Annotated in this window: 14 protein-coding genes; 9 read left to right on the top strand and 5 right to left on the bottom strand. The window is 66.6% G+C overall.

The genetic code is table 11. From position 1 onward, the window contains the following. Positions 1–24: 24 nt before the first annotated feature. The 3 genes from gudD to SFA35_RS12000 all read right to left on the bottom strand — a co-directional run bounded on the left by gudD (position 25) and on the right by SFA35_RS12000 (position 3,876). Positions 25–1,377 (bottom strand): glucarate dehydratase, encoded by a 1,353-nt coding sequence (gene gudD / locus SFA35_RS11990; RefSeq protein ID WP_320578597.1) that lies wholly within the window; start codon positions 1,375–1,377, stop codon positions 25–27. Positions 1,378–1,415: 38 nt separating this feature from the next. Beyond that, positions 1,416–2,756 carry an MFS transporter gene (locus SFA35_RS11995; protein ID WP_414058516.1) on the bottom strand — a complete coding sequence of 447 codons (1,341 nt, stop codon included), beginning with the start codon at positions 2,754–2,756 and terminating at the stop codon, positions 1,416–1,418. A gap of 190 nt (positions 2,757–2,946) precedes the next feature. Then, on the bottom strand, positions 2,947–3,876 hold the full coding sequence (locus SFA35_RS12000; protein ID WP_320578599.1) for a LysR family transcriptional regulator: 930 nt from the start codon (positions 3,874–3,876) through the stop codon (positions 2,947–2,949). A 181-nt stretch (positions 3,877–4,057) separates the two neighbouring features. Between SFA35_RS12000 and SFA35_RS12005 the strand changes: the two genes are divergently transcribed. Beyond that, positions 4,058–5,410 (top strand): MFS transporter, encoded by a 1,353-nt coding sequence (locus SFA35_RS12005; protein ID WP_320578601.1) that lies wholly within the window; start codon positions 4,058–4,060, stop codon positions 5,408–5,410. An 835-nt stretch (positions 5,411–6,245) separates the two neighbouring features. Here the strand turns inward: SFA35_RS12005 and SFA35_RS12010 are convergent. Beyond that, entirely contained in the window at positions 6,246–8,426 is a 2,181-nt protein-coding gene (locus SFA35_RS12010; protein WP_320578603.1) for a TonB-dependent siderophore receptor, read from the bottom strand. 135 nt (positions 8,427–8,561) lie between these two features. On the opposite strand from SFA35_RS12010, the gene SFA35_RS12015 reads away from it, so the two are divergent. From SFA35_RS12015 to SFA35_RS12040, 6 genes are all read left to right on the top strand, one after another. Continuing rightward, positions 8,562–9,305, top strand: a complete 744-nt coding sequence (locus tag SFA35_RS12015; RefSeq protein WP_320578604.1) for a HipA domain-containing protein — start codon at positions 8,562–8,564, stop codon at positions 9,303–9,305. Then, positions 9,302–9,673 carry a helix-turn-helix transcriptional regulator gene (locus tag SFA35_RS12020; protein ID WP_320578606.1) on the top strand — a complete coding sequence of 124 codons (372 nt, stop codon included), beginning with the start codon at positions 9,302–9,304 and terminating at the stop codon, positions 9,671–9,673. Before SFA35_RS12015 ends, SFA35_RS12020 begins: the two co-directional genes overlap by 4 nt. Positions 9,674–9,748: 75 nt before the next feature. Next, positions 9,749–10,759, top strand: a complete 1,011-nt coding sequence (locus tag SFA35_RS12025; RefSeq protein ID WP_320578608.1) for a TauD/TfdA family dioxygenase — start codon at positions 9,749–9,751, stop codon at positions 10,757–10,759. 19 nt (positions 10,760–10,778) lie between these two features. Next, a complete protein-coding gene (locus tag SFA35_RS12030; protein ID WP_320578610.1) occupies positions 10,779–11,786 on the top strand; it encodes a GNAT family N-acetyltransferase in 1,008 nt (335 codons plus the stop codon). 20 nt (positions 11,787–11,806) lie between these two features. Further along, positions 11,807–12,913, top strand: a complete 1,107-nt coding sequence (locus tag SFA35_RS12035) for an efflux RND transporter periplasmic adaptor subunit (RefSeq protein ID WP_414058542.1) — start codon at positions 11,807–11,809, stop codon at positions 12,911–12,913. Positions 12,914–12,925: 12 nt separating this feature from the next. After that, the gene (locus SFA35_RS12040; protein ID WP_320578614.1) at positions 12,926–16,066 is read left to right on the top strand and encodes a multidrug efflux RND transporter permease subunit; all 3,141 of its coding nucleotides are present in this window, start codon (positions 12,926–12,928) and stop codon (positions 16,064–16,066) included. Here the strand turns inward: SFA35_RS12040 and SFA35_RS12045 are convergent. Further along, entirely contained in the window at positions 16,011–16,556 is a 546-nt protein-coding gene (locus SFA35_RS12045; protein WP_320578616.1) for an RNA polymerase factor sigma-70, read from the bottom strand. The two genes, SFA35_RS12040 and SFA35_RS12045, sit on opposite strands and share 56 nt — an antisense overlap. 286 nt (positions 16,557–16,842) lie before the next feature. Here SFA35_RS12045 and SFA35_RS12050 point away from each other — a divergent pair, with 286 nt between their 5' ends. Then, on the top strand, positions 16,843–17,073 hold the full coding sequence (locus SFA35_RS12050) for an MbtH family protein (protein WP_320578618.1): 231 nt from the start codon (positions 16,843–16,845) through the stop codon (positions 17,071–17,073). Positions 17,074–17,076: 3 nt separating this feature from the next. Continuing rightward, positions 17,077–17,793, top strand: a complete 717-nt coding sequence (locus tag SFA35_RS12055; RefSeq protein ID WP_320578620.1) for a thioesterase II family protein — start codon at positions 17,077–17,079, stop codon at positions 17,791–17,793. The last annotated feature ends 59 nt before the right edge of the window (positions 17,794–17,852 follow it).

Genomic DNA, 17,852 nt, shown 5'->3' on the forward strand with positions numbered 1-17,852 from the left:
CGGGCAGAGCCTCAAAGAGGATGCCTAGCGCACCAGGCAAGGGTTCTTGTTATCGAACTTCCACCCGGGAATCAGGAACTGCATCGCCACGCTGTCATCGCGCGCGCCCAGGCCCATGCCCTTGTACAGCTCGTGGGCCTTGGCCACCGCGTCCATGTCGATGTCCACGCCCAGGCCAGGCTTGGCCGGGACCTGCACCAGGCCGCCGACGATCTGCAGCGGCTCCTTCGTCAGGCGCTGGCCGTCCTGCCAGATCCAGTGGGTGTCGATGGCGGTGATTTCGCCCGGCGCCGCCGCGGCGACCTGGGTGAACATGGCCAGCGAGATGTCGAAGTGATTGTTGGAATGCGATCCCCAGGTCAGGCCCCACTCGTGGCACATCTGGGCTACGCGCACCGAGCCCTGCATGGTCCAGAAGTGCGGGTCGGCCAGCGGGATGTCCACCGATTGCAGCTGGATGGCGTGGCCCATCTCGCGCCAGTCGGTGGCGATCATGTTGGTGGCGGTGGGCAGGCCGGTGGCGCGACGAAATTCGGCCATGACCTCGCGGCCCGAGTAGCCGTTCTCCGCGCCGCAGGGGTCTTCGGCGTAGGCCAGCACGTGATGCTGGTCGCGGCACAGGCCGATGGCTTCCTTGAGCGACCAGGCGCCGTTGGGGTCCAGGGTGATGCGTGCATCGGGGAAGCGCTCGGCCAGCGCCGTCACCGCTTCGATCTCTTCGCCGCCGCGCAGCACGCCGCCCTTGAGCTTGAAGTCGTTGAAGCCGTAGCGGGCCTTGGCCGCCTCGGCCAGGCGCACCACTGCCTCGGGGGTCAGCGCCTTCTCGTGGCGCAGGCGGGTCCAGTCGTCGCTGGCGTCGGCCTCGCTGCGGTAGGCCAGGTCGGTCTGCTGGCGGTCACCCACATAGAACAGATAGCCAAGCATCTTCACCGCGTCGCGCTGCTGGCCTTCACCGAGCAGGGCCGCCACCGGCACCTCCAGGAACTGCCCGAGCAGGTCGAGCAGCGCCGCTTCCATGGCGGTCACGGCGTGGATGGTGATGCGCAGGTCGAAGGTCTGCAGGCCTCGGCCGGCGGCATCACGGGCGGCGAAAGTGCTGCGCATGGCATTGAGCACGCTCTGGTACTGGCCGATGGACTTGCCCACCACCAGGCCGCGGGCGTCTTCCAGGGTTTCGCGAATACGCTCGCCACCTGGAACCTCACCGACGCCGGTGCGCCCGGCGCTGTCCTTGAGGATGACGATGTTGCGGGTGAAGAACGGGCCATGGGCGCCGCTGAGGTTGAGCAGCATGCTGTCATGGCCAGCCACCGGGATGACCTGCAGGCTGGTGATGACCGGGGCCTTGGCGGCGTGGTGCTGAAGTTCGCTGTTCATGGTCTTGTCCTTGTTGTTGTAGTCGGGAATGGTCGTGGTCAGGAATGCGCGGTGACCGGCTGGGCGTCGCTGCCCGCCGGCGTGCCGGACTTGGGCAGGGTGCGTGCGAAGAACACCAGGATGGCCGCCAGCACCGAGGTCCCGGCCAGGCCGTAGAGGCCGCCCTGGATGGAGCCGGTGGTCTGTTCGAGAAAACCGAATGTGGCCGGGGCGAAGAAGCCGCCGAGGTTGCCGACCGAATTGATCAGGGCGATCACCGCTGCGGCGATGCGCGCGTCCAGGTAACCCTGGGGAATGGGCCAGAACAGCGCCGACGCCGACTTGAAGCCGATGGCGGCGAAACAGATGGCGACGAAGGCGAAGACCGGCCCGCCGGTGGTCGACAGGAACATGCCCAGCGCTGCGATCAGCAGGGTGCCGGCGACCCAGGCCTGCTGGAAGCGGAACTTGCCGGACAAGGTGGCGAACGCGTACATGGCGATGATCGAGATCAGCCAGGGGATGGAGTTGTAGAAGCCGACCTGCATGTCGGACAGGTCACCCATCTTCTTGATGATGCTCGGCAGCCAGAACGTCGCGGCATAGATGGTCAGCTGGATGCAGAAATACAACACGCAGAACAGCAGGATCTGTCGGTCCTTGAGCAGCCGGCCCAGGCTCGGCTTGACCGTCTGCACCGCGTCGCGCGCCTGCTGCTCGCGCTCGATCTCGCCCACCAGGGCGCGCTGTTCCTCACCGCTCAGCCATTTCGCGTCCTGGGGCCTGGAATCGAGCCAGAACCACACGAACACACACAGCAGCACCGAGGCCAGGCCTTCGATCAGGTACATCCATTGCCAGCCGTGCAGGCCCAGCCCGCTGATCTGCAGCAGGGCACCGGACAAGGGCCCGGAGATCAGCGAGGCGAAGGCCGACCCGCTGAGAAAGATGGCGATCGCCTTGCCGCGCTCGACACCGGGCAGCCAGCGGGTGAAGTAATAGATGACGCCGGGGAAAAACCCGGCCTCGGCGACGCCCAGCAGAAAGCGCAGCACATAGAACTGGGTCTCGCTCTGGATGAACGCCATCAGGGTGGCGGTGATACCCCAGGTGAACATGATGCGAGTCAGCCACAGCCGCGCGCCGACTTTTTGCAGGAGGATGTTGGACGGCACTTCGAACAGCGCATAGCCGATGAAGAACAGCCCTGCGCCAAAGCCGTAGGCTGCGGCGCCGATGCCCAGGTCATGCTCCATGTGCGAACGGACGAAGCCGATGTTGACCCGGTCGATGTAATTGACGATGAACATGATGACGAACAGCGGCAGGACATGCCGTTTGACCTTGGCGACGGCGCGGGCCAGGGTCGAGTCGTCGGCCACAGGGGTGGATGTGCTCAAGATGCTGACTCCCGATCATTGTTTTTTTAGGCGGGGAACGGCTTTGCCAGCCGCTGTTGCCAGTCATCATACAAGTGCATATCGAATGGTCGCAATGGCCTTTCTCATGATTTTTTCCATTGGCCATTGGGTTTTTTAGAACCGTGCCCCGCTACAGCGGCGTTTCCGGGGGGCGCGACTATTGTGGTTGTCAGACGTGTATCGCGCCTGTCCTGCCCCCTGACTCATGGCCGCCGTAATCCGCCAGGAACGCTTCGGCCATCGCCACGAAAGGCGCCAGCACCGGGTTGTCGTTGTTCTGCCGCCAGGCCATGTACAGCTCGGCCTGTGGCTGCGCATCCGCCAGCGGGCGAAACGCCAGCTGGCCTGGATACAGCTCGCGGGCAGCGCTCGGCACGATGGCCAGGCCCAGGCCAGCGCGTACCATGCTCAATACCGAGTGGGTCTGGCCAAGGTAGTACGCGTAGCGCGGCGTCACTCCGGCCACGGCGAACAGCCCGGCAATGCAGTCGTAGAAATAGCGGCCCGCCTCGGGTGAGTACATGACGAAAGGCTGCTGGTCGAGGTCGCTGATGGCGATCTGTGTGCGTGCCGCCAGCGGGTGCCCGAGGGCCATGGCCACCAGCAGCGGCTCGCGGCTGACGCAGCGGTATTGCAGGCCGACACCGCCGACCGCGCGGCGGACCAGGCCCAGGTCGATCATGCTCGCGGCCAGGGCCTCCATCTGCTCGCCGGACACCAGCTCATGCATGTCCACCTGCACGTCCGGCAGCTGCCGGGCCGCCTGCCCGAGCAGGGCGGGGACCATGGCGTAGCCGCTGACCGCCGTGAAACCCAGCGCCAGCCGGCCGGCTTCGCCACGGGCCAGGCGCCGGGCCGAGTTGCCGGCCTGTTCGGTGTAGCTGAGCACGTGCCGGGCGTCGCGCAAAAAATGCTGGCCGGCCACGGTGAGGCTCACCTGGCGGTTGCTGCGCTCGAGCAGGGTCACTCCCAGGGAGCGCTCCAGCAGCTGGATCTGCCGGCTCAGCGGCGGCTGGGTCATGAACAGGCGGCGGGCGGCACGGCCAAAATGCAGCTCCTCGGCGACCATGACGAAACAACGCAATTGCTGCAGTTCCACGCGCGGCACTCCCCGGTTTCAGCGGCACGATTCAATTGTTGAATCGAACGATTCATTAACTGTGCTGGACCGGCATCGTTGCATTTTTTACATTGTGAGGACAGCAGTCATCATACATCTGCTGGCAGCATGGCCCCCATTCCAACAATAAAGCCTTCCTCGATGAAGGCCGGAGAGCCACATGAACGCCAAGTCCGCTCCATTGGCCGTACCCCGCGACGAGGCTCGCATCGGCCGGCGTCGCTTCGTCGTCCTGAGCCTCATCTTTTTTGTCACGGTGCTCAACTACGCCGACCGCGCAACCATGTCCATCGCCGGCACGGGCGTGGTCAAGGACCTGGGGCTGGACCCGGTCATGCTCGGCATGATCTTTTCCGCCTTCGCCTGGGCCTATGCCCTGGGGCAGATCCCCGGTGGCTGGCTGCTGGACAAGTTCGGCGCCCGCCGGGTGTACGGCTGCAGCCTGTTGTTGTGGTCGCTGTTCACCATGCTGCAGGGCACGGTTGGCTGGCTTGGCCTGATCGGCTCGACGGCGGCGATGGTGCTGTTCGGCATGCGATTCATGCTCGGCCTGGTGGAATCGCCGGCCTTTCCGGCCAACAACCGAATTGTCTCCTGCTGGTTTCCCACCAGCGAGCGCGGCACCGCCTCGGCGCTGTTCAACTCGGCGCAGTACATGGCTGTGGTGGTGTTCACCCCGATGATGGCCTACCTCACCCATTCGCTGGGCTGGGAGCACGTGTTCATCTGGATGGGCGCGCTGGGCCTGGTGGCGACCGTGGTGTGGTTCGCCCTGTACCGCGAGCCCCTCAGCGACAGGCACCTGAGCCCCGGCGAGCTTGACTACATGCGCGAAGGCGGCGCGCTGGTCGACCTGGAAGCCAACCGCAAGCAGAGCAAACCCAAGCTCAAATGGCCGGAAGTGGCCCAGCTGTTCACCAACCGCACGCTGTGGGCCATCTACCTGGGGCAGTACTGCATCACCGCCTTGACCTACTTCTTCATCACCTGGTTTCCCATCTACCTGATCAAGGGCCGCGGCATGACCATCATGGAGGCCGGCTGGGTCGCCGCGCTGCCGGCCATCTGTGGTTTTTCCGGCGGGGTGCTGGGCGGCTTCGTCTCCGATTACCTGATCCGCCAGGGCATGCATCCGTCGCGGGCGCGCAAGACCCCGTTCGTCATCGGCATGGCGCTGGCGGCAAGCCTGGTCTCGGCCAATTTCGTCGATGCCAACTGGATGGTCATCGCCCTGATGGCCCTGGCGTTCTTTGGCAAAGGCCTGGCCGCCGTGGGCTGGGCCGTGTTGTCCGACACCGCGCCCAAGGGCATGGTCGGCCTGAGCGGCGGGGTCTTCAACGGCATCGGCAACATCGCCGGCATCGTCACGCCAGTGGTCATCGGCTACTTCGTCGCTGCCACCGGCAACTTCAACGAAGCGCTGTGGTTTGTGGCCGCGCACGGGCTGATCGGCATCTTCGCCTATGTGGTCATGGCCGGGCGCTTCGAACGGGTGGAAATCAGGATGGATTGAACGGGGGGCCGTTGATCGATCATTGCTTTGGCGCCCGCGAGGGCGCCTTTTTTTGCTTCGCGATACCGTCAGATGATCCACCGGGCACCGAGGTGATGCCCTCGCCAGCTGCGCCGGCTCCTACGCCAATCCGGGTGACCCCACAGATGGCGTAGGAGCCGGCGAAGCTGGCGAGTGGAGCACCAGAGGTCGCCCGGTTTGATTGGCCATGGGCCGCGATACCGTCAGATGCTCCACCCGGCAGAGGTGATGCCCTCGCCAGCTGCGCCGGCTCCTACGCCAATCCGGGTGACCCCACAGATGGCGTAGGAGACGCCAGTTTTGATTGGCCGTAGGTCGCGATACCGTCAGATGATCCACCCGGCACCGAGGTGATGCCCTCGCCAGCTTCGCCGGCTCCTACGCCAATCCGGGTGACCCCACAGATGGCGTAGGAGACGCCAGTTTTGATTGGCTGTGGGTCGCGATACCGTCAGATGATCCACCCGGCACCGAGGTGATGCCCTCGCCAGCTGCGCCGGCTCCTACGCCAATCCGGGTGACCCCACAGATGGCGTAGGAGCCGGCGAAGCTGGCGAGTGGAGCACCAACGGTCGCCCGGTTTGATTGGCCATGGGTCGCGATACCGTCAGATGCTCCACCCGGCACCGAGGTGATGCCTTCGCCAGCTGCGCCGGCTCCTACGCCAATCCGGGTGACCTCATAGATGGCGTAGGAGCCGGCGAAGCTGGCGAGTGGAGCACCAGCGGTCGCCCGGTTTGATTGGCCATGGGCCGCGATACGGTCAGCTGATCCATCCGGCCACCGAGGTGTTTGCTGCGCGCCAGCGCGCCGCTTAGTACTTCCAGGCCAGGGTCAACGTGGCGTTGCGTGATGGGGCGTAGTAGGACTGCGACCAATACAGGCTGGTCAGGTACTTGCGGTCGAACAGGTTGTTGACGTTGAGCGCCAGGTTCCAGTGCGAGTCGATGTCATAGCTGGCCAGGGCGTTGGCCACGGCGTAGGAGCCCTGCCGGCTGACGATGGTTTCACCGGTGGTGGCCGTGCCCTGGTCGCGGTAGATGTCGCTTTGCCAGTTGAGGCTGCCGCCCACCTTCAGGCCCTTGACCCGGGCGATGCGGTAGGCGCTGCTCAGGTACAGCGAGTTGACCGGGATGTAGGTGCGTGCTCGCTGGCCATCGGCGTCCTCCAGGGAGAACAGATGGGTCAGGCCGCCGTTGACCTCCCAACCCGGGGCCAGCTCACCGGCCAGGGTCAGCTCATAGCCCTTGGAGGTGGTGTCCACCGGGTTGTAATACGAGATGCCATCGGCAAACCCGGCGTACTCTGCGGTGTTGTCCTGTCGGGTACGAAACAGCGAGAGGCTGGCGTTCAGGCGCTTGTCGAACCATTCGCCCTTGATCCCGCCCTCCAGGCTGTTGCCCTCGATGGGGTCCAGCAGCCTGTTGGAGGCATCGACCTGGGTCTGCGGGTTGAAGATTCTGGTGTAGCTGACATAGGCCGAGTAGTCAGGCGCGAAGTCGTAGATCGCGCCGTAGTACGGGGTGAGCTTCGACTTGCGGTAGTCGTTGGGTGCGCCGGTGCGTTCGCCGCTGCTGTCCAGGGTGGTGAAGTTGGCCCCGGTGACCAGTTGCAGCTCGTCGCTGAGGTTGAAGTGGCCGGCCGCGTAGTAGCCATGCCGGTAGGTGGTGTAGTCCGCCCCGCTGGTGACGGTGGCGAACGCCGGTTTCGGGAAGTCGCCGTCGTATTCCCATACCGGGGGCAAGGCCTCGCCCTGGGCATCGTCGCGAGAGGTCCAGTGGGTCTGATCACGCGACCAGTTGCTGCCCAGCACCACTTCATGGGTGCGCCCGAACAGTTCGAACGGCCCCTTGAGGTAGACGTCCCCGAGCAGCTGACGCTCGCTGCGGTCGAATTTCGAGGCGTAGGAGGTCAGGCCCAGGCCGGTGACTGCGTCGGGCACGCCGCCGGCCATGAGCATTTCGGCGTTGGAGGTGATCTCCCGGTAGTTGAGAGAGGCTTGGCTTTCCCAGCCGCCGCCCCAGTCGGTGTGCAGTTCAGTGAAGGTCTGGCTGTCGTTGGTATCCCAGTAGCTCCAGTCCGGCGCGGTGTTGTGCGAGCGGCTGTAATGCACCTTCGAACCGTCGGTGTTGTACAGCGTCAGTGCGCTCCACATGATGCCGTCGGGACGGTTGCGCTGCTGCGAATAGCCCAGGGTCGCCGTGGTGCTGTCGCTCAGGTCGGCTTCCAGGATGCCCGAGAACGCCTGCTTGTCGGGGGAGTAGCGGTCCAGGTAGGAGTTGCCGGCCTGGCCGGCGAACAGCGCCCGGCCGCGTACGCTGCCGGAGTCGTTCACCGGCCCGGAGACGTCCAGCTCGCTGCGCCGGTTCTGCCAGGAGCCGTAGCTCACCGAGCCCTCGGCCTGAAAGTCGCGGGTCGGGCGTTTGCGCACGAAGTTGACGGTCGCGGCCGGGTTGCCGGGGTTGGAGGTCAGGCCGTTGGCGCCCTTGAGCACCTCGATATGGTCGTAGAGAAAGGTGTCGATGTCGCCCATCTGTTCTTCGGAGCTGAACGGCATGCCGATACCGTCGAGCTGGAAGTTCGAGACATCGAAGCCGCGAACCGAGTAATAGGTGCGGTCGGTCTCCACGCGCTGCACGTTGACCCCGGCCGCCTGCAGCGCGTCGGTGGCGCTGTCGAGCTTGAAGTCCTTGAGCTGCTGGTGAGTCACCGTGGTGGTGGTCTGCGGCGTCTGGCGTGGCGTCAGGTCCAGGCGCGTGGCGGTACGGGTGGCGCCGATGGTGTAGGAGTCGCTCTGTTCGGTCACGCCGGGGGCGCCGGCTTGCTCGGCATCGATGTTCAACGGCTGCAGTGTCAATTGCCCTGAGTCGCTGGACGCCACGGCGGCGTCGGCCTGCGCTTGCTCGGCCGCCAGCGGCAGGCTTAGCGCCAGCCCCAGCACCAGGAGCGTCGGGCGGCCACTGGCCAGGGGCGTGAGGGGAGGGTGGTTGCTCATGTTCTTGCCTACATCCGTGTGGGGGCGGCAAGGGTAAATAAGATGGGAATGAATATCAATACGAATTAGGTTTTGCAGCTAGTCGGTAACATAGTGCTGAAAAAAACGGGAAGAGTACTGGTAGTCAGGAATATATTGCCGACTATAGGCACAAAGCGCATGATAGTCAGCATCTTGATACCGATTGGTCATTCGAGCATGTGTGATCAACTTACCCTCCAAACCTTTGTGAACGGCGTCGCCCAACTGGGCCTGTCCACCGTGCCGACTGTCGGACTGGTGTTGGAGGAGGCCGAAAAACCGAGCCTGTGGATGCCGCGCTTTGATCGGCGAGTGGTCGGCGGGGGCGTGCAGAGGGTCGCGGTGGAGTCGATCTATTCGGTATGCGGCAATACCGAGCCCGGCTCCCGACTGAGCCATGAAGCGGTGCTCGGCCGGCTGATCGACCTGTGGCGCAGCAACGGCCAGCAAGCGCAGCTCGAAGCGTTGATTTTCGAATACCTGCGCCGCGACCTGCTCAACCGGGTGCTCGGCAACTCCGACAACCACGGCCGCAATATGGCGATTTTCCGCGCCGAGGGCCGTTTCGAGCTGGCGCCGATCTATGATCTGGCGCCCATGGTGCTCGGTCCGCAAGGGATCACCCGAGTTACCAAATGGAACGCAGAGCACATGGGCAACCCTGACTGGAAAACCCTCTGCGGGTATTTCCCCGGCCTGGTCTCGGCCGACCTGCTGTTCGAGCGCCTGCGCGCTGCCGCCGAGAGTTTTCGGGCGCTGCCCGACCTGCTGGTCGAGCTTCCCGCCGAAATCAGGGCGGCACCGTCCATTCCCTTGAACAGACTCGATCAGCGTCTGGCTGAATGGGGGCTGCGATGAGCGAACAACCCGCAGGCGGGCGTCAGGCCCTGATCGACGACATCATGCTGCAGCATGCGGCGGGGCGTGAAACCCTGGGCGCGGCGATCCGGCGCCTGCGCCTGGAAGTCACCGGCCTGGACCAGCAGACCTTCGCCGCCATGTGCAGCCTGTCGACCAAGGCCCTCTACCAGATCGAAAAGGACAAGGGCAATCCGAGCCTGGCCACGCTGGAGGCGATCCTGCGCAAGTTCGGGCTGCGCCTGGGGTTGGTGCCAATGGCCAAGGCCCCCGTGACCCCCGTCGGGCCACCTGCGGCAGTGCCCAGAAGACCCGCGCGCGGCGCCAACCCGCGGCGTGCTTCCACGGCCCGGGCCACGCCCGATTAATTTCTGCCGCTGCCGTTCGTCTTCGTAGTAGCGCCCGGTTCATTTCCGATCGGGCGGTCGCTGCGAGGATCGTTCATGAACATCAGCACCTTTGCCCACGCGCCCTGGCTGCACCTGGAACAGGGCCTGCCGTTGCGGGTCACGCCCGGGCAGCCAGGCGTGTCGCTGGCCGATGCGGCGCAGGCGCTGCGCGAGCTCAGCGACAGCGCTCTGGAACGCACCGGCGCCATCCTCTTCAGCGGCTTCGAGCCGGCCGGCGTCGAGGGCTTCCAGCAGTTCGCCAGCTCCTTCGGCCACCCCCTGCTCAACTACGAGTTCGGCTCCACGCCGCGCAGCAAGGTCAGCGGCGGCGTCTATACCTCCACCGAATACCCGGCCCATCGTTCGATCCCGCTGCACAACGAACAGGCCTACACCAACCAGTGGCCGATGCGCATCTGGTTCTACTGCGCCCAGGCGGCGCAAAGCGGCGGGCAGACGCCCATCGCCGACAGCCGCGAAGTGTACCGGCGCATCGATCCGGCGTTGCGCGAGCGCTTCGCGCGCAAGCGCCTGATGTACGTGCGAAATTACGGCAACGGACTGGATGTGGCCTGGCAGCAGGTGTTCAACACCGAGGACCCGGCCCAGGTCGAACACTACTGCCGCGAGCGCGGCATCGAGTGCGAGTGGAAGGCCGACGGTGAACTGCGCACCCGGCAACGCTGCCAGGGCGTCGCCACGCATCCGCGCACCGGCGACCGGGTGTGGTTCAACCAGGCCCATCTGTTTCACCTCAGCGCCCTGGACCCGGAGATGCGCGAGGTGCTGCTCGACACGGTCGGCCACGAGGACCTGCCCCGCAACGTCTATTACGCCGACGGCAGCCCGCTGGAAGACAGCGCGCTGGATGAGGTGCGCGGCGTGCTGGACGCCTGCCGGATCACCTTCGACTGGGCCAGTGGTGACGTGCTGCTGCTCGACAACATGCTCACCGCCCACGCCCGCGCGCCGTTCAGCGGGCCGCGCAAAGTGGTGGTGGCGATGACCGAAGGCCACGGCGAAAGCCTGGCCGCCGACCACCCGACCCATCCTCAAGGCCGTTGAGCCAGGGAAGCCAGAGATCATGCAGGACAGTTCAGCCCCATCCTTGCCATTGGCCGACGGCCGCCATATCGCCTGCGTGGCAGACGACCATCAACTGACCTTCACCTTGGGTGGCGCGCCACTGTTGCAGGTACGGCGCGACGGCGAGTGCCTGGTGGCCGTGGAACACTACCCGGGCGACCTCGAACAGGCGTTGTGGGCGGCGTGTTATTGGCTATTCGCCCATGACCCCGGGCTGCGCCGCCTGCACTGGCGCGGCCTCGACGCGGGCCGTCCGGGCCTGGCCGCGGCGCTGCGCAGCGGCCTGCTGTACGCCGCCGAACCGGGCTGGACCAGCGAGCGTCAGGCGTTCTGGCAGATACCCGCGCCCTGGTTGCGCCAGCTGCCCGGCTACGGCTACCCGCAGCAGCCGCTGATCAGCGCCGGCAAGCGCCACCCACGGCGCGCGCCCAAACCTTTTGGCGAGCTGTATCGACGCTTCGATGCACGGCTGCAGGCCTGGGTGTCGCTGCGCACGCTGGACGTCGACAGCGACCTGTCACGCTTCAACCGCTGGCAGAACAACCCGCGCGTCGAAGCCTTCTGGCAGGAGGGCGGCAGCCTGGAGCAGCACCGCGACTACCTGCACAAGCTGGCCGCCGACCCCCACAGCCTGACCCTGATCGGCTGCCTGGATGATGAACCGTTCGCCTATTTCGAGGCGTACTGGGCGCGCGAGGACCGCATCGCGCCGTTCTACGAAGTGGGCGACTACGACCGTGGCATCCACATGCTGGTCGGCGAGGAGCATCACCGTGGCCCGCACAAGGTCGCGGCCTGGCTGGCGGCCCTGGTGCACTGGCTGTTTCTCGACGACCCGCGCACCCAGTACGTGGTCGCCGAACCCCGCGCCGACAACGCGCGGATGATCGGCTACCTGCAGGCGGCAGGTTTCTACCGGGAGAAGGAGTTCGACTTCCCACACAAGCGTGCCGCCTTGATGAGGATCAGCCGCGAAGTGTTCTTCGACCAGGCTGGTCTTTGTTGAAGCGCGCCGTCGCACTGTTGATGGCGTTGTCCCTGGCCGCGTGCGACGGGGAGGCGCCGGCGCCGCCCAAGCACGAGCTGGCTCAGGTCAGCACCGAGACGGTGGCGCCGGCACCTCTGGCGGCGGTCGATGAACTGACCGGGCGTATTCGTGCACCGCGTATCGCCCAGGTGCGGGCGCGGGTGCCCGGCATCGTCCTGCGCCAGGTGTTCGTCGAAGGGCGCGAGGTCAAGCGCGGCGACGTGCTGTTCCAGATCGACCCGGCGCGCCTGCTGGTCGAGCGTGACCGCGCCGCGGCCGGGCTGCGCAAGGCCCAGGCGGTGCTGGCCGAAGGCGAGGGCAAGCTGCAACGTTATCGCCAGCTGATCCGCATCAACGCCGTCAGTGCCCTGGAGTACGAGCAGGTGGCTTCGAACCGGCAGCAGGCCGCTGCCGACGTCGACCTGGCCCGCGCCGCGCTGGAAAAGGCCCGCCTGGATCTGGCCGACGCCACCGTGACCGCGCCCATCTGCGGGCGTATCGGCCGCGCGCAGGTGACCGAAGGCACCTTGGTGGGCGAGGGTGAAGCCACCCTGATGGCGCAGATCCAGCAGCTGGACCCGGTGTACGTCGACCTGACCCAGTCCACCGTGGCGTTCGCCGCGCTGCGCCGGCGCCTGCGCGAAGCCGGCGCGCCTGCGGCGAGCCAGGCCGCGCGGCTGATCGAAGAAGACGGCAGCGCCTACCCCCGGGTCGGCCGGTTGCTGTTCAGCGACATCAATGTTGACGAGTCCAGCGGGCAGGTGGTGCTGCGCAGCGAGTTCCCCAACCCCGACGGCGAGCTGCTGCCCGGCACCTTCGTGCGCGTGCAGCTGGAACGGCCCTTGCAGGCCGGGGTGATCAGCGTGCCGCAGCGCGCGGTCAGCTTCGACGGTGCCGGCCAGGCTCAGGTGCAGGTGGTGGCCGCCGATGGCACGGTCGCCAACCGCCTGATCGCCACCGATGGCGCCAGCGCCGGGCGCCTGATCGTCAGCGCCGGGCTGGTGGCCGGCGAGCGCGTGGTCGTCGATGGCCAGCAACACCTGCGCGAAGGCCAGCGCGTGGCCGTCGCCGAGCCGCGGCTGGTGGCCGCGCCCGCCGCCCGCTGAGGCCCTGAACCTATGCCCGGCTTTTTCATCGAGCGCCCGATCTTCGCCTGGGTCATCGCCTTGCTGGTCATGCTGGCGGGGGGTGCAGCCCTGACCCGCCTGCCGCTGATGCAATACCCCGATGTGGCGCCGCCGCAGGTGGAGGTGCTGGCCCTGTACCCCGGCGCTTCGGCGGCGGACATGGACCAGAGCGTGGTCAGCCTGATCGAGCAGGCGCTCAACGGCATCGACGACCTGCAGGACTACCGTTCCCAGAGCGGCCTTGGCCAGGCAGTGGTGACCGCCCGCTTTGCCCCGGGCAGTTCGCCGCAACTGGCCCAGGTGGCGGTGCAGAACCGCCTCAAGACCATCGAGTCGCGACTGCCGGCGGCGGTGCTGCGCCAGGGCCTGCAAGTGCAGGCGGTGTCCTCGGGCTTTCTGGCCATGGTCACCCTCAGCGCCCCCCAGGGGCAGCACGATGAAGCCACCCTCAACGACTACCTGGCGCGCCACGTGGTGGACGAGATTCGTCGCCTCAAGGGTGTCGGCAAGGTCCAGTTGTACGGCGCCGAGCGGGCCATGCGGGTCTGGCTGGACATGCCCCGGCTGCGCCAGTACGGGCTTGCGCCAGCCGACATCGCCACGGCATTGCAGGGCCAGAACGCGCAGATCGCCGCCGGAAGCCTGGGCGACCTGCCCGGGCCTGCCGACCAGGACAGCACCGCCGCGGTGGTGCTCAGCGGCCAGCTCGACACCCCGCAACAGTTCGCTGCCATCGTTCTGCGCAGCAACGCCGATGGCTCCAGCCTGTTGCTCGGCGATGTCGCCCGCATCGAGATCGGCAGCCAGGAGTACCAATACGGCACGCGCCTGAACGGCCAGCCGGCAGCGGCCTTCAGCGTGCAACTGAGCCCCGGCGCCAACGCCCTGCAAACCTCGAACCGGGTGCGCGAGCGCCTGGACCAGCTGGCCCGCTGGTTTCCGGCGGGCATGCAGTACGCCATCCCCTACGACATCGCCCCCTTCGTCAAGGTCGCGGTGCTCAAGGTCTGCTTCACCCTGCTCGAAGCCATGGTACTGGTGTTCGCGGTGATGTTCGTGTTCCTGCAGAACCTGCGCTGCACGCTGATCCCGGCGCTGGTGGTGCCCATTGCGCTGCTGGGCACCTTTGCGGTGATGGCAGTGCTGGGCTATTCGATCAATGTATTGACCCTGGCGGGGATGGTGCTGGCCATCGGCATCCTGGTGGATGACGCCATCGTGGTGGTGGAAAACGTCATGCGCCTGATGGTCGACGAGGGCCTCGACGCGCGCCAGGCCACGCACAAAGCCATGGGCCAGATCAGCGGGGCGATCATTGCCATCACCCTGGTGCTGACTACGGTGCTGGTGCCCATGGCGTTCATGCCGGGGGCCACCGGCATCGTCTATCGACAATTTTCGCTGTCCATGGCCACGGCGATCCTCTGTTCGGCCTTCCTCGCCCTGAGCCTGACCCCGGCGCTCTGCGCCAGCCTGCTGCGGCCCATGCCGGCCGCCACGGCCGGCTGGCGCGCGGCGGTGGAGCGCGGCCTGGGGCGCCTGAACCAGACCTTCGAGCGACAGGTGCGCCACGCGTTGGCCCACCGCCGCCTGTACCTGGGCCTGTTCGCCGCCCTGGGCGTGCTCGCCTTTGGCCTTTGGTGGCGCCTGCCGACGGCCTTTCTGCCGGTGGAAGACCAGGGCTATGCCATGCTCGACATCCAGCTGCCGCCGGGCGCCAGCCTGCAGCGCACCCTGGCGGTCGCTCGGGAGGTGGAGGCACACAACGCGGCGGATCCGGCCATTGCCAACACCACGATGCTGCTGGGTTTCGGCTTTTCCGGCAGCGGGCAGAACGCTGCGCTGGCCTTCAGCACCTTCAAGGACTGGGCCGAGCGCGGTGCCAAGGACTCCGCCCAGGCCATCGCCGAGCGCGCCAACAACGCCCTGGGCGAGCTAAAAAGCGCCAGCATCCATGCCTTGCTGCCGCCGCCGATCGATGGCGTCGGCACCAGCGCCGGGTTCGAATTGATGCTCGAAGACCGCGGCGGGCTGGGCTACCCGGCGCTGCAAAAGGCCCGCGACCAACTGCTGGCGCTGGCCGCCGACGAACCCCGCATCAGCGGCCTGCGCGAAGACGCCCTGGCGCAGACCCCCCAGGTCAACCTGCAGGTCGACCGGATCAAGGCCAGTGCGCTGGGGGTCGACTTCGCCCAGGTCGGTGAGTTGCTGGCAACCGCCGTGGGCTCGGCCTATGTCAATGACTTCCCCAACCAGGGCCGCCTGCAGCATGTGGTGGTACAGGCCGAAGGCGACCAGCGCAGCCGCGTCGCCGACCTGTTGCGCATGAGCGTGCGCAACGCCATCGGCCAGATGGTGCCGCTCGATGCGTTCGTGCGCGCGCGCTGGAGCAGCGGCCCAAGCCAGCTGGCCCGCTACGACGGCTACCCGGCCATCAGCCTGAGCGGCGATGTGGTCGACGGCTGGACCACCGGCCAGGCCATGGCCTGGCTGGACCAGGCTGCACGCCGGCTGCCGGCCGGCATCGGCATCGAGTGGACCGGGGTGTCGGCCCAGGAGCGCATGGCCGGTGCCCAGGCGCCGTTGACCTTCGGCCTGTCGCTGCTGGTGGTGTTCCTGTGCCTGGCGGCGCTGTATGAAAGCTGGTCGCTGCCCCTGGCGGTGCTGGCGATCATTCCCCTGGCCATCCTCGGCGCGGTGCTGGCGGTGACCCTGCGCGGCATGCCCGATGACCTGTTCTTCAAGGTCGGCCTGATCACCACCATGGGCCTCTCGGCGAAGAATGCCATCCTTATCGTCGATGCCGCACGCCAGGCCCAGGTGCCGGGGGCCAGTGCCACCGACCGCGTGGTGCAGGCTGCGCGCCTGCGCCTGCGGCCGATCCTGATGACCTCGTTAGCCTTCGTGCTGGGGGTATTGCCACTGACCCTGGCCAGCGGCGCCGGCTCGGCGGCGTTGCGCGCCATGGGCACCGGGGTGGTCGGCGGCATGCTTGGCGCGACCCTGGCCGTGGTGCTGGTGCCACTGTTCCACTGGCTGCTGCTGAGCCGAGGCGCCGGGGTGCGCGCGCCGGCCGTCAGCCGTGAGCCTGTACCGCCTGGTGGCAGTGCACCTGGGCATCGCGAATCATGAAATTGACCAGGGTCGGCGAAACCCCCAGCTCGGCGGCCAGTTCTTTCTGCGGGCGACCGTGGATGCGGTACATCTCGAAGGCGTAGCGGGTGCGCTGAGGCAGCTGGGCCAGGGCGACGTCAATCAGCGCCAGGGTCTGGCGATCGTCATGAATGGCCTCCGGCGTGGCGCTGGCGATCGCCGCATCCAGACCTTCCTCTGCGGGGGCGGCGTAGCGCCGCTCGAGGATCTGCTTGCGGTAGTGATCGATGGAGAGGTTGCGCACCACCTGGAACAGGTAGCTGACCTGGGACTTGACGGTGGCGGCCATGGGCGAGCGATTCAGACGGATGAAGGCATCCTGCACCACGTCCTCGGCGTAGCTGCGACAGCCAGTGATGCGCATGGCGACCTTGACCAGCAGCGGATAGTTGTCGAGAAACAGCGCGTTGACCGGGCTGAGCGAGGTGTGGACGGGTAGGGGCGTGGCGTGGTGATTGCGACTTGACATCATAGGACTCCACTGGGCAGGGCAGAGAATTTATTGTCAATGAGAATCATTTGCAAGAGTATTTCGATTTGTGTGCGGGGTTTGATACAAATCCCCGATCGCGCTATGTGCGCAGGCGCGAAGCCCCCGGCGAGTCGCTAGGCGGGTTTGCTCGGCACCAGGAGCAGCAGAGCGCGCTGCCGCGAGCCCGCAGATGATTTTGGCTAATTAATTCCGATTCTCATCCGTCAACTCTGTAACTGCGCTGCAATCCCTGCCGGCGCCGACTGAGATGAGGAGCACCCCCATGGCTTTCGATCGTGAAGACGCGCTGTTCAAGGTACTGGTCAACCACGAAGAGCAGTACTCGCTGTGGCCCGACTACAAGACGGTGCCCGGCGGCTGGCGCGAGACCGGCACCCGGGGGCCGAAGCAGGCCTGCCTGGACTACGTCGAGCAGGTCTGGACCGACATGCGCCCCTTGAGCCTGCGCCAGGCCATGGCGGCCCAGGACAGTGGCAGCACGGCGGCGGAGTGAGGCATGCCTGTGCAACTGTTCTGCCTGCCTTATTCGGGGGCCAGCGCCAGTGTCTACGCGCGCTGGCAGCGTGAGCTGCCGATGGCGCTGCAGGTTTGCCCGGTGGAATTGCCGGGCCGTGGCAGCCGCTACGCCGAGCCGTTGGCCAGCGACCTGATGGCCCTGGCGCGCCAGTTGGCCAGGGAGCTGCTGCCGCGCACCGGGCGCCCCTACGCGTTGTTCGGGCACAGTCTGGGCGCCTTGCTGGCGGTGGAAATCGCCCGGGCCCTGCGCGAGCTCGGCGCCCCGGCGCCGTGCCTGCTGGTGGCTTCGGGCACCGAGGCGCCAAGCGCCCGCGATGACGCCGACTGGGCCGAACCCTTGGGCGACAGCCAGCTGCTCGAACGCCTGCGCGAGCTCGGTGGCACCGCCCCCGAGGTGCTGGCGAGCGACGAGCTGCTGGCGTTGATCCTGCCGGTGCTACGCGCCGATTTCCTGCTGTGCGGCGGCTACCGGCCGGCGCCGCGTGCGCCGCTGAACTGCCCGATCCAGGTGTTCGCCGGGCGTCAGGACAGTGCCCCAATGCCGGCGTTGCTCGCCTGGCAGCGCGAAACCCATGGCGCTTTCGCCCTGCACTGGTTCGACGGCGGTCATTTCTTCATCGCCAGCCAGCAGACCCAGGTGCTCGCGGCGCTGGCCGAGCAGGTGCTGCGCCATGCCGAGCGCGGCCTGCCGGCCTGATTCCTATTCAAGGCGCCCCCGCCGGGGCGCTTTCATTTCTCTTGCTTGAAGGTGATGCA

The organism is Pseudomonas sp. HR96 (assembly GCF_034059295.1).
Taxonomy (GTDB): Bacteria; Pseudomonadota; Gammaproteobacteria; order Pseudomonadales; family Pseudomonadaceae; genus Aquipseudomonas.

Coding starts and splice junctions, on each gene's coding strand:
- gudD (WP_320578597.1), bottom strand. CDS start 1,377: ATGAACAGCGAACTTCAGCACCACGCCGCCAAGGCCCCGGTCATCACC.
- SFA35_RS12005 (WP_320578601.1), top strand. CDS start 4,058: ATGAACGCCAAGTCCGCTCCATTGGCCGTACCCCGCGACGAGGCTCGC.
- SFA35_RS12010 (WP_320578603.1), bottom strand. CDS start 8,426: ATGAGCAACCACCCTCCCCTCACGCCCCTGGCCAGTGGCCGCCCGACG.
- SFA35_RS12020 (WP_320578606.1), top strand. CDS start 9,302: ATGAGCGAACAACCCGCAGGCGGGCGTCAGGCCCTGATCGACGACATC.
- SFA35_RS12025 (WP_320578608.1), top strand. CDS start 9,749: ATGAACATCAGCACCTTTGCCCACGCGCCCTGGCTGCACCTGGAACAG.
- SFA35_RS12030 (WP_320578610.1), top strand. CDS start 10,779: ATGCAGGACAGTTCAGCCCCATCCTTGCCATTGGCCGACGGCCGCCAT.
- SFA35_RS12035 (WP_414058542.1), top strand. CDS start 11,807: ATGGCGTTGTCCCTGGCCGCGTGCGACGGGGAGGCGCCGGCGCCGCCC.
- SFA35_RS12040 (WP_320578614.1), top strand. CDS start 12,926: ATGCCCGGCTTTTTCATCGAGCGCCCGATCTTCGCCTGGGTCATCGCC.
- SFA35_RS12045 (WP_320578616.1), bottom strand. CDS start 16,556: ATGTCAAGTCGCAATCACCACGCCACGCCCCTACCCGTCCACACCTCG.
- SFA35_RS12050 (WP_320578618.1), top strand. CDS start 16,843: ATGGCTTTCGATCGTGAAGACGCGCTGTTCAAGGTACTGGTCAACCAC.
- SFA35_RS12055 (WP_320578620.1), top strand. CDS start 17,077: ATGCCTGTGCAACTGTTCTGCCTGCCTTATTCGGGGGCCAGCGCCAGT.